Origin of the sequence: Actinomycetospora sp. CA-101289 (assembly GCF_050955895.1) — a bacterium.
GTDB lineage: Bacteria > Actinomycetota > Actinomycetes > Mycobacteriales > Pseudonocardiaceae > Actinomycetospora.
Map to the genome: position 1 here is coordinate 1,732,397 of NZ_CP192093.1, position 23,451 is coordinate 1,755,847.

At 73.3% G+C, this 23,451-nt stretch carries 25 protein-coding genes; 18 read left to right on the forward strand and 7 right to left on the reverse strand.

The features are described from left to right. Positions 1–38: 38 nt before the first annotated feature. The 4 genes from ACQPX6_RS08655 (at position 39) to ACQPX6_RS08670 (ending at position 2,967) form a co-directional block, all read left to right on the forward strand. Positions 39–458, forward strand: a complete 420-nt coding sequence (locus tag ACQPX6_RS08655; RefSeq protein ID WP_433786901.1) for an ArsR/SmtB family transcription factor — start codon at positions 39–41, stop codon at positions 456–458. Beyond that, positions 455–1,081: a signal peptidase II gene (gene lspA, locus ACQPX6_RS08660; protein ID WP_433786903.1), complete on the forward strand. Its 627-nt coding sequence runs from the start codon at positions 455–457 to the stop codon at positions 1,079–1,081. The genes ACQPX6_RS08655 and lspA overlap by 4 nt, the downstream gene beginning before the upstream one ends. A 1-nt stretch (position 1,082) precedes the next feature. Then, positions 1,083–2,423: a sodium:proton exchanger gene (locus ACQPX6_RS08665; RefSeq protein WP_433786904.1), complete on the forward strand. Its 1,341-nt coding sequence runs from the start codon at positions 1,083–1,085 to the stop codon at positions 2,421–2,423. 364 nt (positions 2,424–2,787) lie between these two features. Continuing rightward, a complete protein-coding gene (locus ACQPX6_RS08670; RefSeq protein WP_433786905.1) occupies positions 2,788–2,967 on the forward strand; it encodes a hypothetical protein in 180 nt (59 codons plus the stop codon). On the opposite strand, the gene ACQPX6_RS08675 is transcribed toward ACQPX6_RS08670, so the two are convergent. Continuing rightward, complete coding sequence (locus ACQPX6_RS08675; RefSeq protein ID WP_433788225.1) at positions 2,951–3,565, reverse strand: class I SAM-dependent methyltransferase; 615 nt, start codon at positions 3,563–3,565, stop codon at positions 2,951–2,953. The two genes, ACQPX6_RS08670 and ACQPX6_RS08675, sit on opposite strands and share 17 nt — an antisense overlap. Positions 3,566–3,603: 38 nt before the next feature. After that, on the reverse strand, positions 3,604–4,089 hold the full coding sequence (locus ACQPX6_RS08680; RefSeq protein ID WP_433786907.1) for a methyltransferase family protein: 486 nt from the start codon (positions 4,087–4,089) through the stop codon (positions 3,604–3,606). Positions 4,090–4,700: 611 nt separating this feature from the next. Here ACQPX6_RS08680 and ACQPX6_RS08685 point away from each other — a divergent pair. The 4 genes from ACQPX6_RS08685 (at position 4,701) to ACQPX6_RS08700 (ending at position 8,595) form a co-directional block, all read left to right on the forward strand. After that, positions 4,701–5,108: a L,D-transpeptidase gene (locus ACQPX6_RS08685; RefSeq protein WP_433786908.1), complete on the forward strand. Its 408-nt coding sequence runs from the start codon at positions 4,701–4,703 to the stop codon at positions 5,106–5,108. 284 nt (positions 5,109–5,392) lie between these two features. Then, positions 5,393–5,836, forward strand: coding sequence for a hypothetical protein (locus ACQPX6_RS08690; protein ID WP_433786909.1), 444 nt, complete (start codon positions 5,393–5,395; stop codon positions 5,834–5,836). Positions 5,837–5,972: 136 nt separating this feature from the next. Beyond that, entirely contained in the window at positions 5,973–7,577 is a 1,605-nt protein-coding gene (locus ACQPX6_RS08695; RefSeq protein ID WP_433786910.1) for a vitamin K epoxide reductase family protein, read from the forward strand. 64 nt (positions 7,578–7,641) lie between these two features. Next, positions 7,642–8,595, forward strand: coding sequence for a cation diffusion facilitator family transporter (locus ACQPX6_RS08700; RefSeq protein WP_433786911.1), 954 nt, complete (start codon positions 7,642–7,644; stop codon positions 8,593–8,595). Positions 8,596–8,946: 351 nt separating this feature from the next. Here the strand turns inward: ACQPX6_RS08700 and ACQPX6_RS08705 are convergent, their stop codons facing one another. Further along, positions 8,947–10,170 (reverse strand): L,D-transpeptidase, encoded by a 1,224-nt coding sequence (locus tag ACQPX6_RS08705; protein ID WP_433786912.1) that lies wholly within the window; start codon positions 10,168–10,170, stop codon positions 8,947–8,949. Positions 10,171–10,523: 353 nt separating this feature from the next. Here ACQPX6_RS08705 and ACQPX6_RS08710 point away from each other — a divergent pair, with 353 nt between their 5' ends. Next, positions 10,524–10,832 carry a DF family (seleno)protein gene (locus ACQPX6_RS08710; protein WP_433786913.1) on the forward strand — a complete coding sequence of 103 codons (309 nt, stop codon included), beginning with the start codon at positions 10,524–10,526 and terminating at the stop codon, positions 10,830–10,832. A 14-nt stretch (positions 10,833–10,846) separates the two neighbouring features. Here the strand turns inward: ACQPX6_RS08710 and ACQPX6_RS08715 are convergent, their stop codons facing one another. Continuing rightward, positions 10,847–11,200: a bleomycin resistance protein gene (locus tag ACQPX6_RS08715; RefSeq protein WP_433786914.1), complete on the reverse strand. Its 354-nt coding sequence runs from the start codon at positions 11,198–11,200 to the stop codon at positions 10,847–10,849. 245 nt (positions 11,201–11,445) lie between these two features. On the opposite strand from ACQPX6_RS08715, the gene ACQPX6_RS08720 reads away from it, so the two are divergent. After that, positions 11,446–11,874 (forward strand): GtrA family protein, encoded by a 429-nt coding sequence (locus tag ACQPX6_RS08720; RefSeq protein ID WP_433786915.1) that lies wholly within the window; start codon positions 11,446–11,448, stop codon positions 11,872–11,874. A gap of 2 nt (positions 11,875–11,876) precedes the next feature. On the opposite strand, the gene ACQPX6_RS08725 is transcribed toward ACQPX6_RS08720, so the two are convergent. Genes ACQPX6_RS08725 through ACQPX6_RS08735 form a run of 3 tightly spaced genes read right to left on the reverse strand, consistent with a single transcriptional unit; the run spans position 11,877 to position 15,615 of the window. Then, positions 11,877–13,961 carry a glycosyltransferase gene (locus ACQPX6_RS08725; RefSeq protein ID WP_433786916.1) on the reverse strand — a complete coding sequence of 695 codons (2,085 nt, stop codon included), beginning with the start codon at positions 13,959–13,961 and terminating at the stop codon, positions 11,877–11,879. 14 nt (positions 13,962–13,975) lie between these two features. Then, entirely contained in the window at positions 13,976–14,830 is an 855-nt protein-coding gene (locus ACQPX6_RS08730) for an NAD-dependent epimerase/dehydratase family protein (protein ID WP_433786917.1), read from the reverse strand. Further along, positions 14,827–15,615 (reverse strand): hypothetical protein, encoded by a 789-nt coding sequence (locus ACQPX6_RS08735; RefSeq protein WP_433786918.1) that lies wholly within the window; start codon positions 15,613–15,615, stop codon positions 14,827–14,829. Before ACQPX6_RS08735 ends, ACQPX6_RS08730 begins: the two co-directional genes overlap by 4 nt. Positions 15,616–15,750: 135 nt before the next feature. On the opposite strand from ACQPX6_RS08735, the gene ACQPX6_RS08740 reads away from it, so the two are divergent. From ACQPX6_RS08740 to ligD, 8 genes are all read left to right on the forward strand, one after another. Next, positions 15,751–16,755, forward strand: coding sequence for an iron ABC transporter substrate-binding protein (locus ACQPX6_RS08740; RefSeq protein ID WP_433786919.1), 1,005 nt, complete (start codon positions 15,751–15,753; stop codon positions 16,753–16,755). A 10-nt stretch (positions 16,756–16,765) separates the two neighbouring features. After that, positions 16,766–18,307, forward strand: coding sequence for an ABC transporter permease (locus tag ACQPX6_RS08745; protein ID WP_433786920.1), 1,542 nt, complete (start codon positions 16,766–16,768; stop codon positions 18,305–18,307). Further along, positions 18,304–19,386, forward strand: coding sequence for an ABC transporter ATP-binding protein (locus ACQPX6_RS08750; protein WP_433786921.1), 1,083 nt, complete (start codon positions 18,304–18,306; stop codon positions 19,384–19,386). The genes ACQPX6_RS08745 and ACQPX6_RS08750 overlap by 4 nt, the downstream gene beginning before the upstream one ends. A 425-nt stretch (positions 19,387–19,811) precedes the next feature. Continuing rightward, positions 19,812–20,408, forward strand: a complete 597-nt coding sequence (locus tag ACQPX6_RS08755; RefSeq protein ID WP_433786922.1) for a TMEM165/GDT1 family protein — start codon at positions 19,812–19,814, stop codon at positions 20,406–20,408. Positions 20,409–20,569: 161 nt separating this feature from the next. Further along, the gene (locus tag ACQPX6_RS08760) at positions 20,570–20,917 is read left to right on the forward strand and encodes an ArsR/SmtB family transcription factor (RefSeq protein WP_433786923.1); all 348 of its coding nucleotides are present in this window, start codon (positions 20,570–20,572) and stop codon (positions 20,915–20,917) included. Continuing rightward, entirely contained in the window at positions 20,914–21,408 is a 495-nt protein-coding gene (locus tag ACQPX6_RS08765) for an SRPBCC family protein (RefSeq protein ID WP_433786924.1), read from the forward strand. The genes ACQPX6_RS08760 and ACQPX6_RS08765 overlap by 4 nt, the downstream gene beginning before the upstream one ends. Further along, entirely contained in the window at positions 21,405–22,037 is a 633-nt protein-coding gene (locus ACQPX6_RS08770; RefSeq protein WP_433786925.1) for a maleylpyruvate isomerase family mycothiol-dependent enzyme, read from the forward strand. Before ACQPX6_RS08765 ends, ACQPX6_RS08770 begins: the two co-directional genes overlap by 4 nt. A 324-nt stretch (positions 22,038–22,361) precedes the next feature. After that, on the forward strand, positions 22,362–23,393 hold the full coding sequence (ligD, locus tag ACQPX6_RS08775; protein ID WP_433788226.1) for a non-homologous end-joining DNA ligase: 1,032 nt from the start codon (positions 22,362–22,364) through the stop codon (positions 23,391–23,393). The last annotated feature ends 58 nt before the right edge of the window (positions 23,394–23,451 follow it).

The window sequence follows — 23,451 nt, forward strand, 5'->3', positions numbered from 1 at the left end:
CCTTCCAATCATCGCCATGCGACAGTTATCATCGGCGTATGGCGATGAATAGCACGAGGGGATGCGCGGCGTCGAGTCCCGCGTCGACCGACGCGCCGGCCGTAGCGCTGTTCCACAGCCTTTCCGACGGCACCCGGCTGGCGATCGTCCGGCGACTGGCACGGGGGGAGGCGCGGGTGGCCGACCTCGTCGCTGAGCTGGGGTCGGCGCAGTCCACGGTGTCGGCGCACGTTGCCTGTCTGCGCGACTGCGGGCTGGTCACCGGGCGCGCCCAGGGTCGCCAGGTCTTCTACGCACTCGCCCGCCCGGAACTGCTCGACCTGCTCGTCGCGGCCGAGACGCTGCTGGGAGCGACCGGCAACGCGGTAGCCCTGTGCCCCACGTTCGGGGACGCCAGCGAAGGGGCCCTAGCTGCCGACAGCCCCCTCGAGCCGGGGACGCAGGAGGCCGGAGCGTGAGCAGCTCCCGCCCAGCACGGGTACGGCTGGCGCTGGCCGTGGTCGGTCTCGTCGCCGGCAGCGTCGCGGTGGGACGCACCGCAGAGCGAGCCCTCGCTGACGGGGGTCGCATCGATCTGGCGCTGCTGCAGCTTCGCCTGACCTACAACACCGGCGCCGCGTTCAGTCTGGGCGCCGGTCTGCCCGACGGGGTCCTCCTGGTCGCGACCGCCGTGGTCTCCACCGCGATCGCGATCTACACCTGGAGGGTTGCGCCCACAGCGTCATGGGCGACACGGCTGGGGCTGGTGGCGATCCTCGGCGGCGCCGTGTCGAACCTGATCGACCGAGCCGACGACGGGGCGGTCATCGACTACCTCCACACCGGTTGGTGGCCCACGTTCAACCTGCCCGACACTTTGATCACCCTCGGGGCGGGTGCACTGGTCCTGGCCGCTCTACGCAACGACCGGCAGTCGGCCGACGACACGGTTCGTTCACGCGCCGAACCCGACCCGAAGCCGAAGGCCCCGATCGAGGCGTCCACGTCGACATCCACGACTAGGGCATCCGCCGTCGACCGCCCGCCAGGACGCGCGAGAGGTTCCGCGGCCGCCGAGCGCGCCCTTCCCGAGGACCATTGAGATGAGCACCGTCGTGACGACCGTACGGCGCAACTGGCCGCTCGCCCTGCCCGTTGCGGTAGCCGTGCCCGGCCTGTTCCTCCGCTTCTCCGGCGTACCGCTGTCGGCTGGCCTGGCTGTCCTCGCGTTCGGAGCCGCCGTCGTGGGAGCGGCCTTCTTCCTGTCCTGGGGCACGGAACTCATTGAGCGGGACATCGGTCAGGGGCTCGCCCTCGCGCTGCTGGCCTTGATCGCCGTGCTTCCCGAGTACGCCGTGGACGCCGTCTTCGCGTGGAAGGCCGGCCAGGACCCCGAGCAGTACGCGCCCCTGGCTCTCGCCAACATGACCGGAGCGAACCGGTTGCTCATCGGGGTGGGCTGGTCGGTCGTCGCGCTCGCCGCGCTCGCGGCGCACCGCCGACACGCCCGCCGCACCCGGGACAGCTCGGGCCGCGCGGACGGGGTGGATCGCGCGAGAGACGAGACCGACGTTGCTCGCGGGCGAGTGCGACTCGAAGGCGTGCAGACCGTCGAGGTCGCGTATCTGGCCGTCGCCAGCCTCTACGCGTTGACCTTCCCTCTGCGCGATTCGCTGACCCTGCTCGACACCGTGGTCCTCTTCGCGATCTTCACCCTCTACCTCGTGCGGGTGCGCAACGCCGGAGGCGATGATGACGACGAGGACGGCGAGCTCGTCGGACCGGCAGCGCGGATCGCGGCGGGACCCACCCGTACGCGTCGGTGGGCGGCGGTCGGCATGCTGGTCTTCGCGGGCGCCGCGATCCTGGCCGTGGCTGAACCGTTCGCCGAGAGCCTGGTCGAGGCGGGCACCGAGCTGGGAGTCAGCCAGTTCCTGCTCGTGCAGTGGGTGGCTCCCCTCGCGTCCGAGACACCCGAGTTCATCGCCGTGCTGATCCTGGCGTGGAAGCTGCGCGGTGCCGCCGCGCTCGGCGCCCTCATCTCCTCGAAGATCAACCAGTGGACGTTGCTGGTCGGGGTCATCCCTCTGATCTTCGCGATCTCGGCCGGTTCGCTGTCGGGGCTGCCGATCGACCCCGTGCAGCGCGAGGAGCTGTTCCTCACCGCTGCCCAATCGGTGTTCGCGATCGCCCTGGTCATCGGCGGGTACCTGTCACGTCGCGGTGCCTACGCGCTGCTCACTCTGTTCCTCGCCCAGTTCGTGCTGGCCTGGACCCTTCCTGCCGAGCTGGCCGGGATCGAACGCGTCGGTCTCGGAGTGCTCTACCTGGCCCTGGCCCTGGTCCTTCTCGTCCGCCGCCGCCGGGCCCTGTGGTTGACTCTGCGTGATGGGCTCAGCGGGCGCGCTCTCAGCGAGAGCCCTGAACGTGCAGCACAGACATGAACGGCACGTACGGCCTGCCCAGTGCTGCCGTGCGCGTGAACAGTGCTGGGGAGCTGTGCAGACTGTCGAGGTCATCGCCCACGCTCCGTCAGCAGGGACGCCCGCAGCCACTGCGCTCGCGCGCAGCTGGAGCCGAGCATGCAGTACGAGGCAGGCGCTGTCGGCCGGCGGTCGGGCCACGGGGTGAGTGGTGGGCGACGGACGGAGAGCACAGATGCACGACCACGAGGGACAGGACCGCGGGCAGAGGTCGCGGACCGCGTCTTCCGAGGTGCGCCGCCGGGCGTTGCAGCAGGCCGGAGCGGGGGCGGGACCGCAGGACGGGTCGGGCGGCCGTATCCGTGCGAGCGAGAGGCGCCGCTACGTGTTCCAGGTGTGGACGTGCTCGGCGTTCGCCGCGGTGTGGGTCCTGGTCGCCGTCCTCAGCGGCTCCTGGATCTTCCTCGCCCTCGCCGCCGGCTTCGCCGTCCTCGCGGCCGTCGCGGCGTGGTGCCTCGTCGTTCTCCGGCGTCGCGCCGAAAGCTCCGTCACCCGAGGCGAGTAGCCACCCCGAGCACGTAGTGGCCCCGCAGGACGGTGCGGGAACGGCCGGCGACGTCGAGCCCGGCTCGTGCGAGCTCGTCCTCGAACTGATCCGCGGTGAAGCGGTCTTCTCTGGGGTGGTCGAACAACCGCCGGTACACCCGCGTGTCCAGGGCCGCCGCGGTGACCTCGTCGAAGAAGAAGCGGCCCCCGGGCCTCAGTACCCGGGCGACCTCGCCGACGGCGTCTCGCCAGTCGGGGACGTGATGGATGATCGCGAAGTCGAAGACCGCGTCGTAGCTCGCGTCACCGGCGGCGTCCTCGCCCAGGGCCGCCCGTAGGTCGGTGGCGCTGCCCTCTTCGACGCGCACCGCGGGGCCGCGGTCGGCCAGCGTCCGCCGGGCGCGCGCGACCATCGCGGGATCGAGGTCGACGGCATCGACGTGCTGCGCGCCGAAGACGTCGAGGATCAGGCGGGTGCCGTGCCCGGACCCGGCGCCGATCTCGAGGGCCCGCGCGCCCTCGAGCGTTCCTCCGAGCTTCCGGAGCCATCGGGCCTCGGTCCGCTGCAGCCACCGTCGCGGCGGCGAGTTGATCGCGAGGGTCTCCAATCGGTTCATCAGCACGACGGACTACCTCCTCATCTGCACGGGCTGTTTCAGGACGTCATCAGGGTGTTGGCCCCGCGCTGCGGAAGTCGTCCGACGCCGGGGACGAAGCGGCCGACCCGCGACGCGTACCGCGCGTAGGCAGCGCCGTGGGTCCTTAGCAGGTATGGCTCCTCGACCCATCGGACTTGGATCTCGACAGCGATCGCGAGGCAGGCCAGCGCCGAGAGCTGCACGACGTTCGGGACCACGAGGGTCAATCCGATCAGCGTGATCGTCATCGTCAGGAACACAGGGTTGCGGGACCACCCGAACATCCCGGACTCGACGAGCTCGGTGCGCTCGGTCGCCTCGACCCCGATGCGCCACGAGCGGCCCATCGCCTGTTGCGCGCCGACCGTGCCGACAAAGCCGGCCAGTGCGACGACGAGACCGAGCCACGGCACAGCCGACACGCGGTCGAGCGGGAGCAGGGGGTCCACCAGCCCCAAGGCGCCGAGCAGGAGCCCGGCGAGTCCCAGGACGAGTGCGGCCACGAACGACACCGCTCCCCACCACGCCGGGGAGCGAGGCTCGCGGGGTGGTCGGCGAAAGCCCGTGTCCCCACCGGTGCGGGCTCGGTGCAGCCAGCTCTGCACCCCGAAGCACACAGCGAGTCCGACCACGTACAGCAGCAATGCCGCCAGCGCCACGATGTCCTCCTTACATATGCAGATACGTGCATGAGACCACGGTCGTCAAGAGTTCGGCCTCGGCTTCGTCAGCGGTCCGCCGCCACCGAATGGAGGCACCCGGTGACCATCCGGCGTCCTCGTCGCCGTTACCGTCGCCCGCTCGGCGGCTCGATCACGTGTGGGCTCGAGCCGATGGAAGGGACGACAACGGACGCGGAGGGCACGGCCCTCCACGCGAAGAGGAGGTTGGACCCATCAGCGAGAAGCGGGAATCCACGACCGGTCGACACCGCTTCGCGACGGCGCCTCGGTCGGGTCGAGGACGACAGAGGTCGTGGTGGGTTGCCGCCGGCGTCTCGATCGGCATCCTGTCGGCGGTCGGCGGCCTCGCCGTCCCGGCGCTGGCGGACGGCGCCTCGCCCGCGAACCCGGAGTCGAGCCCGGCGGCGCAGGCGGCGCACGGCGAGGCCGTGGTGCCGGGGACGCCGTGCTCGGTGTCCGCCCGGGCGTGCGTCGACCTCGAGTCGCAGCGCGCGTGGTTGATCCGCGACGGCCAGGGCGTGCGCGGGCCGATGACGATCTCTTCGGGTGGAGAAGGACAGGCGACTCCGGTCGGGCACTCGTTCCGCGTCTATCGCAAGGCGGCGGACCACGTCAGCGGAGAGTCGACGACCCGCGAGGGTCAGCCGGCCCCGATGCCGTACTCGGTGTTCTTCGCCGACGGCGGGATCGCCTTCCACGGCGGCGACCCGAGTCGGTCGTCCGCCGGATGCATCCGCATGGAGATGCCCGACGCTCAGGCGACTTTCGACGAGCTGCAGAACGGCGACAAGGTCCAGGTCGTCAACGCGTCACAGGAAGCCGCAGCCCGCGGCGCCTGACGCCCCCTCACGGGCCGCCTCACCGCGTCGTTACTATCTGACACAGGTCGGTGACCCTACGTAGGACCGCGACGGCGGGTCGGGCGCTCGAGGAACGAGCGACAGGCCCGCGCGGAAGAACCGAAGGCACCAGCAGCTGGGAGGCGAGGATGGACGCAGCGATGCGGCCGACTCGCCCTCGAACCTGCTCGGGAGCAGCACGGTGGCCGGCGGTCGCAGCCGCCGTGGCCACCTTCGTCGCCTCGGTCGTCCTCGACCTCGTCGGCGGCGCTGACGTCGCCCACGTGCTCGCCCTCGGGTCGGTGTCGGCCGTGGTCGGGCTGCTGCGGCTCCACCGCTTCGGACGCGAACACCGCGTCGCCGCGTTCCTGGCCAGCGCCACGGTCCTGGCACAGCCGGCGCTCCACGCCGCGGGCGAGGTGTGGGACCGCACGACCTCGGACCTGACGCCTGCCCACGCCGCCGCTCCGTTCGGTCTGCTCGTCGTCTACGTCGTAGCCGCGGTCACGATGGTCCTGCTCGTGGCGGCCGTCGATGTCGTACTCGTGGCTTGCGTGGAGGCGGTTCAGCGGCTCGCTCGCGTCTTGCGGCTGCTGATCACCGACACACCAGAGCGTCCCCTCGGTCAACGATCGACCATCACGAGCTCTGCGCGAGCGATCGTCTCCCTCATCTGGGTCGCCTACGCGGTGCGGCGGGGGCCGCCGCAGCCCGTCATCACTGGCTAGTCGACCTCGCCGCACGGAACCCACAGCCCCTCTCGTCCCAACGAGACCGGCCTGGCGCGGACCGCGGGCGAACTGTTCGGCCAGCGACGACTGGTCTGCCCCAACGCTCCCCACCTCCGCTTGAGAGGCCCCCTCGATGAACGCCCGAGCACAACAATTGCCGCCTCGGCCGCCCGACCCCGCGGGCGTCGTCACGCTCCGGCCACGCCTGCACCCGGCTTCTCCTCAGCAGCGGCCTGACGAGACCCTCACGGCTCCGCTTCCCCGACAGCGGGGCCACGGCGGTCACGGCTTCCTCGACGCCGTCGCCAGCGTCGCCACCGCCCCCTTCCCCAGCGGTCACCTCTGCGGCCTCGCTGCGCCCGAGCCGCCTTCGGCGCCGGCTGATCCCGCTCCGGACCGCCGAGGATTCGCGTGGCTGCTGCTGATCGGCGGCGTCATCGGGCTTCTGGTCTCGGTGGTGCGCGCCGCCGAGAACGCGGTGGTGTTCGATCTCGTCCCGTCATGCGGAGAGGCGGCCGGTCCGGTCTGTGAACCGGCCACCACGAGTCCGTGGAGCCACTTCGTCGCCCTGATCGGGATCGCCGGCTTCGCCGCCGTCACGTCCATTGGCGCGATCGCCGCCGCCGGGGTGGCGCTCTCACGCCAGGTCGGGGTCGGGCTCCTCGTCGCGGTCTCCACCGGCGCGGTGCTCGCGCACTGGTCGCTCGTCCAGAGCCTGTTCCTCGACGACGCCCTCTGCGCCTATTGCGTGGCGGCCTGCCTCGTCGCGATCCCCTTGTTCTGGTCCACGGTCGTCACCGCCTCCACAGAGGGCTGGGTACCCCTGCCGGCCGCCGCGCGCGGCCTCGTCGAGCACCATCGCTGGGTCGTCGGCTGCTGGTCCCTCGCGGTCCTGACAACGGTCTTCCTGACCAGCGACTGGTACGAGAGCGACCCGGTGGAGGGCGGCCCGTTCGGCGCCGTCGCACTGATCTCGGCGGCCACCGTGCTCGGTGCGTGGCTCGCCAGTCGCTACTCCAGCCGCATGGGGCTGTGGCTCTCACTGGCTTCGGCGATGATGTTGGCCAGCGCGTTGACCGACATCGTCCCGGACGTCTGGCACGACTCCGAGGAGGCCGGCACGCCGCTGTGGATGCCGGCCCTCGCGCTGGTGATCGGCTTCGTCGTCGTCGCCTGGTTCACCCGTGGCGGCTGCGGCCACGGCCACGATGACGAGCCGTCGGACCACGAGCCGTCGGACCACGAGCCGTCGGACCACGAGCCGTCGGACCACGAGCCGTCCACCGGGCGTCACCGTCCCGTGGAGGCCGACAAGCCCGCTGCTCTCGGAGGCGTGGGAGCCGCGGCGGCGCTCACGGTCCATCGCGTCATCGAGGGGGCGACGCTCGCGCTGACCCCGTCGGTGCCGGTCATCGCGGCCCTGCTCGTGCACTCGGCCAGCGAGGGCCTCGCCCTCGCCGCGCTGTTCAAGCAGGCGCGGCAGAGCATGGTGCCGTGGCTCGTCATCGCCGTTCTCGGGCCCGTGGCCGGAGTGATCGTGGCGTCCGTGAGCCCGCTGCCGGAGACGATCGTGCCCATCCTGCTCGCGCTGGTGGCGGGGGTCCTGCTCCGCACCGCGATGGTCGGCCTCGGCATGGCGAGGGACAAGCGCCGGACCGGCGAGCTTCGGAACTGGCACATCGGCGCTGCCGTGGCCGCCGCCGCAGCGCTCGGAGCTCTCACGCTGGTCGGACACTGAGATGGCCGTCCAACTCAAAGACCCACGTAGACCCATGCGCATACGTGCATGTATCGTCCGGGTCATGGGGCACGGACATGGTCATGGGCACGGCCACGGGCACGGCGGCTCGGACGGCCGCAAGCTGACGATCGCGCTCGCGATCACCGCCACGGTGCTCGTCAGCGGGGCGATCGGCGCGGTCGTCACCGGATCACTCGCGCTGCTCGCCGACCTGGGGCACCAGGTGACCGACGTCGCCGCCCTGGTCGCGGCCGTGGTCGCCGCCCGGCTGGCGCAGCGCCCGCCGAGTGCGCGACGCACCTTCGGCCTCGGTCGCGCCGAGGTGCTCGGTGCGGCGCTCAACGCGCTCGCCCTCCTGGCGGTCACGGTGTGGGTGGCGATCGAGGCGTTCGAGCGCCTCGGCGACCCCACTCCCGTGCCGGGACTGGGCCTGCTGGTGTTCGGCGCGGTGGGCCTGGTCGGCAACTTGGTGTCGCTGGTGGTGCTCAGTCGCGGAGCCGCCGACAACATGAACGTTCGCGGCGCGGCGCTGCACGTCCTCGGGGACGCGCTCGGTTCGGTGGCGGTCCTGGTCGCCGCCGCGGTGACCCTGACGACGGGTTGGGTCTACGCCGACACGGTGGCCTCTCTGGTCATCGTCGCGATCCTCGTCCCGCGCACCGTCGCGCTGCTGCGTGAGGCCTCGCACCTGCTCCTCGAGGGCGCGCCGGCCGGGATCGACGTCGAGGAGGTCCGCTCGGCGCTCCTCGGCCTCCCGGACGTCGAGGATGTCCACGACCTGCACGTCTGGGCCATCAACGACCGCAACCCAGCCGTTTCGGCGCACCTGGTGATCGGCCAGGACGGCTGCGCCACCGCCGATTGCGGGGAGCACGGCGTGCTCGACGCGGCGACCGCGGTCCTGGAGGAGCGGTTCGCGCTGCGCCACAGCACGCTCCAGGTGGAGGCAGCCGAGCACGCGACCCACGAGTCCGCCTGCCCAGCTCCGGCCCCGGCGCAGTCGGCGACGGCCTGAGGTCGGCAGCGGCTGTTCGGCGCGGCGCTGCTCGTCGCTGAACGGGCGGCGTTGCGGAGTGGCACGCCTACCTCGTCAGAGTGTTGGAACTGTCATCATCGACTAGCCGGCCCCGACCGTCGTCCCTCCCCCGAGACGACGGTCGGGGTCGGTGTCCGACTGACCTACCTCGGGCGCACCCCGCGGCCGCAGCGGTCCTCGTCGCCTGGTCCCGGTGGGAGCTACAGGGTCAGGCGCCCGTCAGCGCGGAGCTGTCGTTACTCGCTCAAGGACGCACAGCCAGGCCGCTACCGGAGCCGTCTCCGGCGCTCTGCCCCCTCGAGGTCCTGCTCGGCCCGGCCGCGCTTGCCCTCAAGCCCCGCCGGCGAGCGCCGAGCCCTGCCGGTACTCCTCCCACGGGATTGTCCAGTCGGCGATGTCCCCGTCGCGGGTGGTCAGTGGGCGGCTGGAGCCGACGATCTCCACTGGGTCGCCCATCTGCACCCAGTTGAAGAAGAACTGGCCGTTGGTCGGGGACAGGTTCACGCAGCCGTGCGAGACGTTGCTGCGGCCCTGCTGGCGGACGGTGTCTGGATTGACGTGGACGAACTCGCCGTTGTTGGAGATGCGCACGGCGAGTGGCAGGTTCTGGTCGTAGAAGCCTGGTGTGCCTTCGGCGGGCCCGCCCCAGGTGTCGGAGCGCATCCGCTTGATCTCGTGCTTCTCGAACGCGACGTGCACGCCGTACTGCGTGGGGTAGACGTCGCGGCCGTACGAGGCCGGCATGCTGCGCAGCTCCTGGCCGTCCTGGTAGAGCACGAGCGTGTGGGCGTTGACGTCGCCGCGGGCGCGCTGGTCGCGGCCGACGGTGAACGAGAACGCGGTGTCCTCGGCGCCGTAGAGGCCCTCGCCGCTGTCGACCCCGAAGAGGCGCGCGTCGACCGTGACCTGCGTGCCGGGCTTCCAGTACTCCTTGGGCCGCCAGTTGAGCTGCTCGTCGGACATCCAGCGGAACGAGCCCTCGGTGGGCACCGAGGTGGTCACCGCGACCCGGCGCTCGACGGCGGCGCGGTCGGTGACCGGCGCGTCGAAGGTGATCGAGATCGGCATGGCCACGCCGACGGTCTGGCCGTCGGTGGGCCGGATGCTGGCGACCTCGAGGGTCTGCTCGGGGGCGACGGTGCTGAAGGTCTGGTCGAGCGGGGCGCCCGGGGTGCCGTGCTCGTCGACGCCGACGGCCTGCACGCGGTAGTCGGTGCCGTAGGCCAGGGCGGCGCTGGTCCAGCGGGTGCCCGACGGGTCGATCGTGCCGGCGAGGGCGGCTCCGCCGGCCGGGGTGACGGTGACCGAGGTCAGCCGCCCGCCGGCCGCGGACACCACGAGGGGCTCGGCCGGCGCGACGTCGACCGCCCCGGGGGCCACCGACGCGGCGAGCGCGACGGGGGGCACGGGCGGCGGACCGGCCGCCGCGGACCCGCCGGGACCGGTGCTGCAGCCGGCCACCAGCGCCAGCAGCGCCAGCACCACCACGACCGGGGCCCTCCACACCCGGTCGAGCCCGTGCTGCAGCCCCATCCGGCCGCGCTGCGTCCTCACCACACCGTCCCCCTCGTCCCACTCGGGAGTACCCGCCTCCGACATCCTCACCCGACCGAGACGCTGAACGCTTGTTCCGGTTGCGTGTTGTGAGGCCTCTATCCCATATCAATCCCACTGCCCGGTGCTGGCTCGCTCCTGCATGACCTCGGCGCCGTCGGCGACGACGCCCTAGCGCGAGCACCAGCGTGAGGCACGAGAGCCTCGGCGGCGGCGCTTGGGTCGTGCTGCGGCCCTTGGCCGGCCCCGTCGGCTGGACAGAGATCAGGCCGACCAGGCCGCGCCGGGACGGAAGACGTCGCCGTCGCGCTCGCACCCTGTGCGCGCGACGCCGACGTCGGTGATCCTGGGGCGTGGACATCGAGCTGCTCTACTTCGACGGCTGCCCCAACGCCGAGGAGTACGTTCCTCGCCTGCGGGCGCTGATCGCGACGACGAGCCACCATCTCGTCGAGCGCGAGATCCTCGACGAGGAGCAGGCCGTCGCAGAGTCCTTCTTGGGTTCTCCGACCGTTCGTGTCGATGGCCGGGACGTGGAGCCCGGCGCCGTCGAACGGACCGACTTCGGGATGTCGTGCCGGATCTATCGCACCGCTGACGGGTCGCGCGGGACTCCTCCCGACGAGTGGGTGTGGCGTGCTCTTGGTGAGGGTGAGCGCTGAGCCGGCCTCTGCGCTCAGTCGCCGCACCCGAGGCGGAGGACGTTGCCGCTCGGGTCGGTCAGCGTGAACTCGCGCATGCCCCACGGCTCGTCCCGCACGTCCGATACCGGCATTCCGGCTGAGGCGAGCGCCTCGTGCAACGCGTCGATGCCTGGCACGTGCAGGTAACAGCCCGCCATGTTGGCTGACGTCTCCATTCCCGGGCGGTGGTCCAGGTGGATGACTTCGGCGTCGAGATGGCGCACGAAGGCGTAGCCGCCGCCCTCGTACTGCTCGACCGTCAGGTGAGGAAGCCGCGACCAGAACTCCAACGCTTCGGGCATGTCCCGGACCGGAAGGATCGGGATGGCCACCAGGCGTTGGGTCATGGCGCTCAGTGTCCCTGGAGGCCTCGGTGGTCCTGGAGCGCGTAGTCGTTCACCGCCGAGGTGCTGAGCCGCACAGCTCGCCGCCGGACGTCCTCGACGCGTGTGGCCCCCACGTCGCCAGGCTAGATCCGTGGTCGCGGTCAGCCCACTGTCCGCAGGTCCTAGTACCCCCCAACACAAGGCACGGCTCGCCGGGGCGACGGACGCGCCTGCTGCTCGGGACGGAGCTGCGGCACCATGATCTGGTGACGTCCCCACGACCCATCCACGTGGGCTCGGCCCGCGTGCGTGGCCTCCTCGGCGGCGGAGCGCGATTCCTGGCGACGGGCCTCGTCGTGCTCCCGCTGAGCCTCGGCCTGCACCTCGTGGCCGTCCGGGCCGGCCTCGACGTCCACGCGTCCCGGGTCCTCAGCTACGTCGTGGGCACCGCCCTGGTCGCGGTGCTCCACCGGCGATGGACGTTCGCGGCGCCCGGCGTGCGGGGGGCGCCGCTGTGGGTCGCGGTGCTCTACGCCACGACCTTCGTCGTCGTCGTGGTCACCCACGGGCTCGCGATCTCCCTGCTCCCCGCCGTCGTCGCGGCGCCCTGGGTCGTGGGGACGGCCTGGCTGGTCTCTCAGGGCCTCGGAACGACGGTGAACTTCCTCGTGCTGCGCGGCCTCGTGTTCCGCTGAACTCAGCGCACCCAGCGCTGCACCACCAGGGAGGTCCAGGTGCCGCGCAGGAACCACTGCCCCTCGACCCGCATCCCGGCGCGCAGGAGCAGCTCGTCGCCATCGACCGGACCGGTCTCGCCGCGGATGATCCGCACCCGCACGTACCAGACGACGGGCGCGTCGGGGGCGGCGAACACGGGCGGCACCCGCAGGTCCGGGGCCATCGCCGGGTACCGCGTGCGCGTGTAGTGCTCGAGCCCGAGCGCCGACTGGCGATCACCCGCGACCAGCACGTCGCCCGGCCGGTGCGCGGCGGCGATGAGGGCCGCCACGTCGTCGGCCCGCTCGCGCGGCGTGACCCACAGCAGCGTCGTCGAGGCGGCCAGCGAGGCGGCGACGAGCAGCACCGACAGCAGCGTCACGCCCCGGCGGGACGCGACGACCCCGGTGGCCCCGCACGCCGTGAGGACCCCCAGCCCGAGGAGGGCGGCGAGCAGGTACCGGGGCTCGTAGACCGGGCGCAGCTCCTCCTCGGCCACCAGCAGCAGGCCCACCGGCACCGCCACCCAGCAGGCCGCCACCACCCGCAGCCGTCGCGGTCCCCGGAGCAGCCCGGCGATCCCGAGGACGCCGACGACCAGCGCCGTCCCGTAGTCGGTGCCCGACCACTGCCACGCTGCGAACAGGGCCATCAGCCCCTCGGTGTCGTAGAGCAGCGCGGCGTTGCGGTCGCCGACGGTCCGCAGGTTCAGCTCCACGAGGGCCGCGGTCGGCAGCGCCGCGAGCACCGCGACCGCGGCGAGCGCCGGCGCCCGGCGGGGGGCGAGCACGACGCCGGCGACGGCGAGGCCCGCGACGACGAGCAGGGCGTACCAGTGGGCGAGCCCCGTCGCCGCGCCGGCGAGCCCGAACAGCGTGAGCCCCCCGCGGGCCCGGTCGAGCCAGCGCGCGAGCCCCAGCACCGCGCCCGCCCCGGCCAGCACGGCCACGCCGTAGGGCCGCGCCTCGGTGACCCAGGCGAGGAACAGGGGGTTGGCCGCCACCGCCAGCCCCGCGACCAGGGCGGTCCGGCGGGAGCCGCCGAGCCGGGCCACCGCCCGGGTCAGCACGGCGACCCCGGCCGCCCCGGCGAGCAGGGAGAGCAGGCGCAGCGGCCAGTCCGCGTCGGGCCACCCGAGCGCCAGCCAGGCGTGGGCGAGCACGTACCACGGGAGGTTGTACGACGGCGGGACGTCGCGCAGGGACCAGGTGGTCCCGCGGCCCTCCCACGCCGCGCGGAGGATCTCGGCGAGCGGCCGGCGGGAGACCTCGACGGAGAAGAGCTCGTCGTACCAGAGGCCGTGCGCGCGCCCGAAGACGATCACCGCGCCCAGCAGCAGGGCGACGACGGCCGGGGCGAGCCACCACGCCGACGCTCGGCCGGGACGCAGCCACCACAGCGTCCGCAGGGACTGGCGCCACCGGGCGGCCGTGGTCCACGCCGACCGGCCCTCGGCGCGCGGCGCCCGGGCGACCGGGATGCTGCGTACCGCCAGGCGGGCGGCGCCGATGGCCGCGACGAGGCTCGGCGCGCGGGCGTCGAGCACCGCGTCGCGGCCGCGGGGGCCGAGCGCGAGGAAGGCCCCGGCGTCGGCGGGCAGGCCGGTGAGCAGGGCGACCGCCCGCCGGTGGGCCATGCCGGTGAGCCGGCGCAGCCGGCCCTCGTAGGCGCCGCGGCGCCCGGCGAAGACCGCGTCGGCGCCGCCCGCGCCGAGGTCGTCGAGCAGGGCGGGGAGGGCCTCGGGCGGGTCCTGCAGGTCGGCGTCGAGGCACACCCAGGACGCCGCGTCGGCCTCGTCGTCGAGGCCGTGCTCCAGGGCGCGGTGCTGGCCGACGTTGTGCTCGAGCACGGTGACGGCCACGCGCGGGTCGGCGGCGGCGAGGTCGCGGGCGACGTCCGCGCTCTCGTCGGGCGAGGCGTCGACGACGAGGCGCAGCCGCCAAGTGCGCCCGGCGAGGGCGGCGTCGAGCCGCGCGAGCAGGGCGGGCAGCGTCGCGGCGTTGCGGTACACCGGCACGATCACGGCGACGGTGCCCGTAGCGAGCGGCGCCACGGGAGGCGCCACGTCGGTCTCCGCGCTCACCGTGCCGCCCAGGTGCGACGGAGCCCCTCGGCGAGCCCCGTGCCCGCGGTCCAGCCGAGCAGGCGGTGCGCCAGCGCCGGGTCGCAGACCCAGTCCGCGGTGTCCCAGGACCGTCCCGGGTGGGCGCCAGACGCCCGCGCGATCGGGCGGCCGGTGACCTGCTCGGCGAGGTCGACCAGCTCCTCGTTGGCGGTCTGGACGCCGGTGCCGAGGTTGAGCACCTGGCCGGGCGGGAGCGCGTCGTCCGCCGCCGCGCGCACGCACGCGTCGACCACGTCGCCCACCCAGATCCAATCCCGTCGCCGTCCCGGCGCGGTGAGCGGGACCGTGGCGCCCTCGGCCGCGGCGGTGAGCACCGTGGGCACGAAGCGCGTCGGGTGGTCGCCGGGGCCGTACACCTGGAACGCGCGCAGGACCGTCGCGCGGACCCCGCGCTCGGCGGCGGCCGCGAGCAGGAGCAGCGAGCCGGCGGCCTTCGTCGCGCCGAAGAAGCCGCGGGGGGTGAGCGGGGCGTCCTCGGCGAGCGGCTGCGCCGAGGCGCCGTACTCCGTCGATGAGCCCAGGCGGACCACCGTGCGGCACCGCGGCGGCAGGGCGTCGATCAGCCAGGGCGTGGTGTTCACGGCGGTGCTCGCCGCCCGCTCGGCTGCGGTCGCCTTCGCCCGCCCCGCGGCGAGGCAGAACGCGACGTCGGGGTCGGCGGCGCGGACCGCGGCGCGCCCGGCCGCCGGGTCGGCCAGGTCCGCGTCCCCGCGGGTCGTGGCCACGACGTCCCAGCCCTCGGCCCGCAGCCGCGCGACGAGGTGGCGGCCGACGAAGCCGCCCGCCCCGGTGACCAGGGCCCGGGTCACGCCGGTTGCAGCGGGGCCGGCGCGCCGCCGACGGCGGCCAGCAGGGCGTCCCGGTCGGCGCGCACCTGCTCGGGGGTCCGGGCCCGCAGCGCCGTGGACGCGGCGTGCATCCGCGGGACCTCGACGGCGGGGTCGCGGCCGGCGAGGTCGGCGAGGAACGAGCGGCGCAGGAACGTGAAGGCGGCGCCGACCCGGACGAGCTCGGCGCCGATGAGCCGGGTGGGGATCGGTGCGCCGAGCCCGGGCAGTGTCAGGCCGGCCACCCCGAACGGGACGTCGACGGCGGCGCGCACGCGGTCGACCGTGCCGTCGACGAGCGGGGTGAACAGGTCGGTGGCGCCGCGGTCGATGCGCAGGTCGTTGAGGCCGAGGTAGACCCGGCTGAGCGGGCGGCGCGCGAGCTCGGCGGCGCGCTCCACGGCGTCCCGGGTCTCCACGAGGATGCCCAGCCCGCACCGCCCGTCGACGAGGTCGAGGGTCCGGTCGACCTCCTCGGGGCGCCGGACCATCGGGAGCAGGATCTCGTCGGCGCCGCGGGCGACGGCGGCCCGCACCTCGCCGGCGGTCCACGGTCCGTGGGCGTTGATGCGGCACAAGATGCGCCCGCCGGTGGCGGCGCGCACCCGCTCGAGGTCGCGGGGCGTGTGCCGGTTGATCTCCGTGCCCCAGCCCTGCTGGCGGCGTTCCTTGCCGTGGTTCTCCCAGTCGACCACGATCCCCGCCGCCCCGGCGGCGACGACGTCGCGCACGAGACCGGGCTCGACCGTGAAGACGTACAGCTGCACGGGCGGGAAAGGTAGGGAAGGCTGGCCTCACGTGTCCAGTTCCGGGGCGTTCGTCCGTCGATCTGCTGCTCCCGGCCGTGGATGTAGGTAATGCTAGGTTTACCCCGTTCGTGGCCAAGGGAGGCGTTCGTGCGGGTGAGCCGGGCTGTCGTCGGCGTCGTGGCGGGAGTCCTGCTCCTCGCGGGGTGTGGGTCGTCGGCACCCCCGGAGCCGGTCACGGTGACCCTCTACAACGCCCAGCACGAGGACCTGGCCCAGGAGTGGGTGCAGGACTTCACCGCGCGCACGGGCGTCCGCGTGGAGATGCGCAACGGTGATGACAGCGAGCTCGCCAACCAGATCGTGGCCGAGGGCGCGGCCTCGCCCGCGGACGTGTTCATCACCGAGAACTCGCCGGCGATGTCGCTGGTCTCGGACCGCGGGATGTTCGCCCCGCTCGAGCCCGCGACGCTGGGGCAGGTCCCCCCGGAGTTCCGGTCCGCGCAGGGCGACTGGGCCGGCATCGCCGCCCGCTCGACCGTGCTCGTCTACAACCGCACGCTGCTGCCCGCTGACCAACTGCCCCGCTCGATCATGGACCTGGCGGGGCCCGAGTGGCAGGGACGCGTCGGGTTTCCGCCCGGCGGGGCCGACTTCCAGGCCATCGTCAGCGCGGTGGCGGCCACCCGGGGCGAGGCCGCGACCCAGCAGTGGCTGCAGGGCCTCAAGAACAACGGGCGCCTCTACCAGAGCAACACCGCCACCATGCGCGCGGTGAACGCGGGGGAGATCCCCGCCGGGATCATCTACCACTACTACTGGTCCAAGGACCGCGCGGAGGCCGGCGCCAACAGCGCCAACGCCGAGCTGCACCACTTCGGCGGGCAGGACCCGGGGGCGTTCGTGTCGACATCCGGCGGCGGCGTCCTGCGCTCCAGCGACACCCCGGCGGAGGCGCAGATGCTGGTGCGCTACCTCAACGGACCGGACGGCCAGCGGGTCCTCGCGAACAGCACCGCGCTGGAGTACACGGTCAATCCTGCGGTGCCGTCGAACCCCCGCCTGCGCCCGATCGCCGAGCTGGGGGCGCCGCCGATCGACCCGAACTCCCTTGACGGCCCGCGGACCGTGCAGATGATGCAGCAGGCCGGCCTGCTGTGACCGGGCGCGCGTGCCGACCCTGACCGCTCCCCGCCGCACCCGGCCGCCGCTGGGGCTCGTCGCGGCGGTCGCGGTGGCGGTCCTGACGCTCGTGCCGCTGGGCTTCGTGGTCGTCGCCTCGGCACGCGCCGAGCCGGGGGCGGCGGTGGCCCTGCTCTTCCGGGCGCGCGTCGGGGAGCTGCTGCTCAACACGGTCGGCCTGGTGGTCGCCACGACGACCGCCTGCGCGGTGGTCGGGACGGCAGCGGCCTGGGTGGTCGTGCGCACGACCGTGCCGGGCCGGCCGGTGTGGGTCGGGCTCCTCGCCGCCCCGCTCGCGGTCCCGGCGTTCGTCAACAGCTACGCCTGGGTGTCGATGACCTCCGCGGTCGAGGGCTTCGCCGGCGCGGTGCTCGTCACCACGCTGTCGTACTTCCCGTTCGTCGCCCTCCCGGTGGCCGCCACCCTGCGCGGGCTCGACCCCGTGCACGAGGAGTCGGCGCGCGCCCTGGGCCTCGGCCCGGTCGAGGCGGTCCGCCGCGCCGTGCTGCCCGCGCTGCGCCCCGCCGTACTGGGCGGGTCGCTGCTGGTCGGGCTGCACCTGCTCGCCGAGTTCGGCGCCCTGCAGATGCTGCGCTTCCCGACGTTCACCACCGCCATCTACGACGCCTACGAGTCGTCCTTCGCCGGGCCCGCCGCGACCCTGCTCGCCGCCGTGCTGGTGCTGCTCTGCCTGGTGCTGCTGGCGGGGGAGCTGCGCCTGGCCGGGCGTACCCGCCTCGCTCGGGTCGGGTCCGGGACGGCACGGCCCCGACCGCCACGGCCGGCGGGCCGGGCGACCCCGCTCGCCCTCCTGGGCCTCGCGGCGCTGGTGGCGCTGGCGCTGGGCGTCCCGCTCGCCGCGCTCGGGCGGTGGCTGCTCGAGGGGACCTCGACGGCCTTCCCGGTCGCCGAGCTCGGGCTCGCCACCGTCACCACGCTGGGCATCGCGGTCGGGGGCGCCGCCGTGACCACGCTGCTCGCCCTCCCGATCGCCTGGGTCGCGGTGCGCCGGCCGGGTCGGTTCGGGCGCCTCGTCGAGCGCAGCAGCTGGGTGGGGAGCTCCCTGCCGGGCATCGTTGTCGCGCTCGCCCTGGTCACCGTGTCCGTCCGGGCCCTCCCGGCGATCTACCAGACCACCGCCCTGCTGCTGGTCGCCTACGCGATCCTGTTCCTGCCGCGGGCGATGGTGGCGATCCGGTCGGCGCTCGCCCAGGTGCCCCCCGAGCTCGACGACGTCGCCCGCTCCCTGGGCGTGCACCCCGCCGCGGTGATGGCGCGGGTGACGCTGCCGCTGGTCGCCCGCGGCCTCGGCGCCGGGTCCGCGCTGGTCTTCCTCGCCGTGGTCACCGAGCTGACCGCCACCCTGCTCCTGGCGCCGATCGGCACCGACACGCTGGCCACGCAGTTCTGGGGCCACGCCGACGCCGTGGCCTACGGGGCGGCGGCGCCCTACGCCGCGCTCATGGTGCTGATCTCGGCGCCGGCGGCCTGGCTGCTGACGCGCCGGGGAGTCCCGGGGGGCCTGTCGTGACCGGGGCCGCGCCGGCCGGGATCCAGGTGGGCGGGGTCTCGAAGTCCTTCGGCCCGGTCGGGGTGCTCCACGACGTCCACCTCGAGGTCGCCCCCGCCAGCCTGACCGCGGTGCTCGGTCGCTCCGGCTGCGGGAAGACCACGCTGCTGCGGATCATCGCCGGTTTCGTGGCCCCGGACGCCGGCACCGTCGCCCTCGACGGCCGCCCGGTCGTCGATCTCCCGCCCGAGCGGCGACGCGTGGGCTACGTCAGCCAGGAGGGCAGCCTCTTCCCGCATCTGGACGTCGCGGGCAACGTGGGCTTCGGGCTGCCGCGGCGGCTCCGGCGCGCCCGCCACCGCGTCGATGAGCTGCTCGAGCTGGTCGGCCTCGAGTCCGGCCTCGCCGACCGCTACCCCCACCAGCTCTCCGGCGGCCAGCAGCAGCGGGTCGCGCTGGCCCGGGCCCTGGCGCCGGGTCCGCGGGCGGTGTTGCTCGACGAGCCGTTCGCGGCTCTCGACGCCGAGCTGCGCGAGAGCACCCGCCGCGCGGTGGCCGCGGCCCTCGAGCACGCGGGGACCACCGCGGTGCTGGTCACCCACGACCAGGGTGAGGCGCTGTCGATGGCCGGCCACGTCGCGGTGCTGAGCGAGGGCCGGGTCGTGCAGGTCGCGCCGCCGGCTGAGCTCTACCGGCAGCCTGCCGACGCCGAGGTGGCCGCGTTCGTCGGTGACGCCGTCCTGCTGCCGGCCACGGTCCGCGACGGGCACGCCGACTCGGTGCTCGGCACCCACCCGGTCACCGGGCGACCGGAGCCCGGGCCCACCACGGTGCTCGTGCGCCCCGAGCAGATCGTTCTCGAGCCGATGGCGAACGGGGGAGCGCCGGGGGAGGTGGTCGCTCGCGTCGTCGACGCCACGTTCTACGGGCACGATGCGACGGTGCGCCTGCGCGTGCGCTCCGGGTCCGGGGAGCACCCGCTGCCCGACACCGTGCTGGCCCGCACCCCCGGGCACGCCGCGCCCGAGGTCGGCAGCGACGTCCGGCTCACCGTGCAGGGCAGCGTGACGCCCACCGGATCACGAGCTCACGAGCTCTGAGCGCCCCGCTTCCGGCGGCTGATCGGCTTCGTGCCAGCACCGTTCACCACATCCCAGCCGCTCGACCCGGCCTCGATCGCGCTGCCGCGTCTCCTTTCGCTGCGCCGGTCCCTGCGCGGTGGGTGAAGGAGCGGCCGTGCTCGGCCCGGCCAAACTCCGACTTCGGCGCGCCGAAACCGAGAATTGGTCGACCGTGAATGCCGTGAGTGTTGCCACGCATTGCCGAGAGGTCGTCGAGCGAGTGCTAAATTCTGCCTAGCGAAGGGGAGTAGCTCCCAACACCGTGGTCGACACACTGACGCTCGAGCGTCCGGCCGCGGAGGCCGCAGGTGACCGGCGGCGGGCGAGACCTTCGGTGCCGACCTGTTCAACAGAGTCGGGCCGAAGCCTGAGCTCTCGGTCCGACCGACCGAGAGAGCGACCCCGTGACCAGCTTCCTCGCCGCCACCGCCCTGAGCTTCGCCGTCATCTTCGTCGCGGAGCTGGGCGACAAGTCACAGTTGATGGCGCTGACTTTCGCCACCCGCTTCCGGGCGGTGCCCGTGCTGCTCGGCATCGCTGCCGCAACGGTCGTGACGCACGCGTTCTCCGTGGGCGTGGGCTACCTACTCGGGGCGGCCATTCCTACGTTCTGGATTTCGGTGGTCGCCGCCGTCGCTTTCGTGGGGTTCGGCTTCTGGACCTTGCGCGGCGACGCACTTTCCGAGGACGAGGAGAAGAAGGGCGACGCCACCGCGCGCTCCGCGTTCCTCGCGGTCGCGATCGCCTTCTTCCTCGCCGAGCTCGGCGACAAGACCATGCTCGCCACGATCACCCTCGCCACGCAGTACCCCGGCGGCGGCGGTGTCACCGGTGTCTGGCTCGGCTCGACGATCGGCATGGTCGCTGCGGACGCACTCGCGATCATCTTGGGGCGGGTGCTCGGGCGGAGGATGCCGGAGAAGGTGATCCGGATCGGCGCTGCTGTCCTCTTCTTCGCCTTCGGGGTCTGGCTCACTGCCGAGGCGTTCCTGGCGGCGTGACCGACTCTCCTGGAGCCCGCTTGCGCTGTACGGCCTGCGTCCGCGCCCACGCGGCGCTCGTGGCCCAGCGCCCGTCGCGGACCTCCTTTGCTCGCGCTGGTCGTCCATCCGTGTCCTACGAAGGATCGACATCCTGAGCGGTTCGTCGTAGCTTACCGTTCGTGTCAGCTTACCGAGATGCCGGGCTGGGGTTGCTGGGCGACCCGATGCGCCGTGCGATCTTCGAGACGCTGGCGCGCCGGCCCAGCTCGGTCGGCGAGCTGGCCGAGCAACTCCCGATCAGCCGCCCGGCCGTCTCCCAGCACCTCAAGGTGCTGAAGTACGGCGGTCTGGTCGTGAGCCACGCTGACGGCACGCGCCGCATCTACCGCCTCAATCCGCAGGGTGTGGCCGCATTGCGGTCGTGGCTCGACGGCGTCTGGGAGCACGCGCTGGCCGGCTTTCACAAGTTTGCCGAGCAGGCCGTCACCGACGACACCGCGGACCACCCCACCGAGGAGCAGCCATGACCACGCCGATCCCCGCGATCGAGGGCAAGACCACCGTCAACGTCAGCCGTGAGCGGGCGTTCGCCCTGTTCACGGGCTCCTTCGGGGCCTGGTGGCCGCGGCAGTACCACATCGGATCGTCCGAGGTCGCCGACGTGATCCTCGAGCCCCACGAGGGCGGGCGGTGGTTCGAGCGGGGGGTCGACGGCAGCGAGTGCGACTGGGGCCGGGTGCTGGCCTGGGAGCCCTCGGAGCGGGTGGTGTTCACCTGGCAGATCGGCGGCGACTGGCAGTTCGACCCCGACCCCTCGCACGCCAGCGAGATCGAGGTCCGGTTCCACGCCGACGGCCCCGAGCAGACAACCGTGGAGGTCGAGCACCGCCACTTCGAGCGCCTCGTCGGCGGCGATGGTGTCCACGGCGCCATTGAGCATGGCGGTGGTGGCTGGGTCGCACTGCTCGCCGCGTACTCCCAGATGGTCACCGACGAGACCGGAGCGAACCCCTCGTGACCGACCCGGACCCGATGCGCTTCGCCCAGGACGATCGTGCCGACCTGGCCGACTTCCTCGCCGGGCTCGCGTCCGAGCAATGGGACGCGCCCACGCTGTGCGACCAGTGGTCCGTGCGCGATGTCGTCGCCCACGTCATCAGCTACGACGACCTCGGACCGGTCGGCTTCGCGCGACGGTTCGTGGCCGGCCGGTTCAACCCCGACCGGGCCAACCAGGTCGGCGTCGACCAGTACCGGTCGCTCACTCCGGACGAGCTGCTCGCCGAGCTGAAGGGCCACCTGCGGCCCGCCGGCCTGACCGCGCGGTTCGGTGGCCGGATCGGGCTGGTCGACGGGCTGATCCATCACCAGGACATCCGCCGCGCGCTGGGAGCGCACCGGGAGGTCCCCCGGGAGCGGCTCACCGCCACCCTGCCCTTCGCCACGATCGCACCGCCGATCCGAGCGTTCTCCCGCATCCGCGGGCTACGCCTGGTCGCCACGGACGTCGACTGGTCCACGGGCAGAGGCCCCACCGTCGAGGGCCCGGCCGAACCGCTCCTGATGGCCATGGCCGGACGGACGGACGGGCTCGACGAGCTCACGGGAGCTGGGCTCCCCACCCTCGCGGGACGCATGCCCGCGTAGCTCGCTACGAGTGAAGCGTGACCCTCGCCGGCGCAGGTGCCGACCGGGCCGGGTCGACCACGACCTCCCCGCCGACGCGGACGCCACCGGATGCCACCCACGTCCGGGCACGGTCCTCGGAGATACCCGCGGCCACCAGCCGGTCGAGGACCGTCACGGGGGCGCGCACGCGGGACCGACCTGTGCCTGAGCAACGGCGTCCTCCACAGCGGCGCCCCCCACGATCGCGAGCGAACGGCGGGAACGCGCTGGTAGACCGGATGCGTGCCTGGCCGCTCTGCATCCGCCCCACCGCCGGGCGGCGGGCTTGAGCGCGTGGCACCGATGCTCGCCACGGCGGGACCTGTCCCGACCGGGCCGGAGTGGGCGTTGGAGCTCAAGTGGGACGGCATGCGCGCCCTGGCCTACGTCGAAGGCCCGGACCCCGACGACGTCGTCCTCGTCTCGCGGGCTGGTCGCCGAGTGTCACGCTCCTACCCCGACGTCGCGCGGGCGCTCGCGGCGGCGGCAGGGACGCGTCGGGTCGTGCTCGACGGAGAGATCGTGGTGCTCTCGGCGCCGTCGGCGGGTGCACCGGCGCGGCCGAGCTTCGACCGGCTGCAGTTGCGCATGGGTGTACAGAAGCCTTCTCCGCAGCTCGTCGACACGGCGCCAACGACGTTCGTGGCCTTCGACCTGCTGTGCTGCGACGACGAAGCGCTGCTCGACCTGCCCTACCTCGAGCGCCGGGCGCGGCTCGAACGGCTCGGCCTCGACGGACATCGGGGCCTGGTGGTGTCCCCGGCGCTGGAGGGACTCGACGCCCAGACCGCGCTCGAGGTAGCCGAGAGCCACGGCATGGAGGGCATCGTCGCCAAGCGCCGCGACGCGCCCTACCGGCCGGGCCGCTCGCACGCCTGGATCAAGACGCCGCTGTGGCGTGCGACCGAGGCCGTCATCGGCGGCTGGGCCGAGGGCCGCGGACGCCACGCTGGCGCCGTGGGCGCGGTCCTGCTCGGACTCCCCACGCCCTCGGGCCGGCTGCGCTACATCGGCCACGTCGGCACCGGCCTGCGCGACAGCGAGCGGGACCAGCTATCGGTCCAGCTCACCGAGGCCGAGATCGCCGACAATCCCTTCGACGGTCCCGTACCGGAGCAGAGGGCCGCTCGGTGGACGCAGCCGACGCTGGTGGCCGAGGCCCGCTTCCGGTCGTGGTCCGACGACGGGGTCCTGCGGCACTCCTCGTGGCGGGGTTGCGCCCCGACCGCCAGCCCGACGAGCTGGGAGCCGGTCCTCCTGCCGCTGATCGAGGAGACGCCGCTCCTCGAGGGCACCGCTGGCACAACAGCCGGGGCTAGGGCGGGTGGTCGGTGACGTCGCGGCGGCTCACGGGGCTCTCGTAGCTCGCGGGTAGAGGCCCGCGAAACGTGCG

What these genes read in the sequence shown, in the direction of transcription:
- ACQPX6_RS08655 (WP_433786901.1), top strand. Translation starts at nt 39, where the DNA reads ATGGCGATGAATAGCACGAGGGGATGCGCGGCGTCGAGTCCCGCGTCG.
- ACQPX6_RS08665 (WP_433786904.1), top strand. Translation starts at nt 1,083, where the DNA reads ATGAGCACCGTCGTGACGACCGTACGGCGCAACTGGCCGCTCGCCCTG.
- ACQPX6_RS08675 (WP_433788225.1), bottom strand. Translation starts at nt 3,565, where the DNA reads ATGAACCGATTGGAGACCCTCGCGATCAACTCGCCGCCGCGACGGTGG.
- ACQPX6_RS08695 (WP_433786910.1), top strand. Translation starts at nt 5,973, where the DNA reads ATGAACGCCCGAGCACAACAATTGCCGCCTCGGCCGCCCGACCCCGCG.
- ACQPX6_RS08700 (WP_433786911.1), top strand. Translation starts at nt 7,642, where the DNA reads ATGGGGCACGGACATGGTCATGGGCACGGCCACGGGCACGGCGGCTCG.
- ACQPX6_RS08715 (WP_433786914.1), bottom strand. Translation starts at nt 11,200, where the DNA reads ATGACCCAACGCCTGGTGGCCATCCCGATCCTTCCGGTCCGGGACATG.
- ACQPX6_RS08765 (WP_433786924.1), top strand. Translation starts at nt 20,914, where the DNA reads ATGACCACGCCGATCCCCGCGATCGAGGGCAAGACCACCGTCAACGTC.
- ligD (WP_433788226.1), top strand. Translation starts at nt 22,362, where the DNA reads ATGCTCGCCACGGCGGGACCTGTCCCGACCGGGCCGGAGTGGGCGTTG.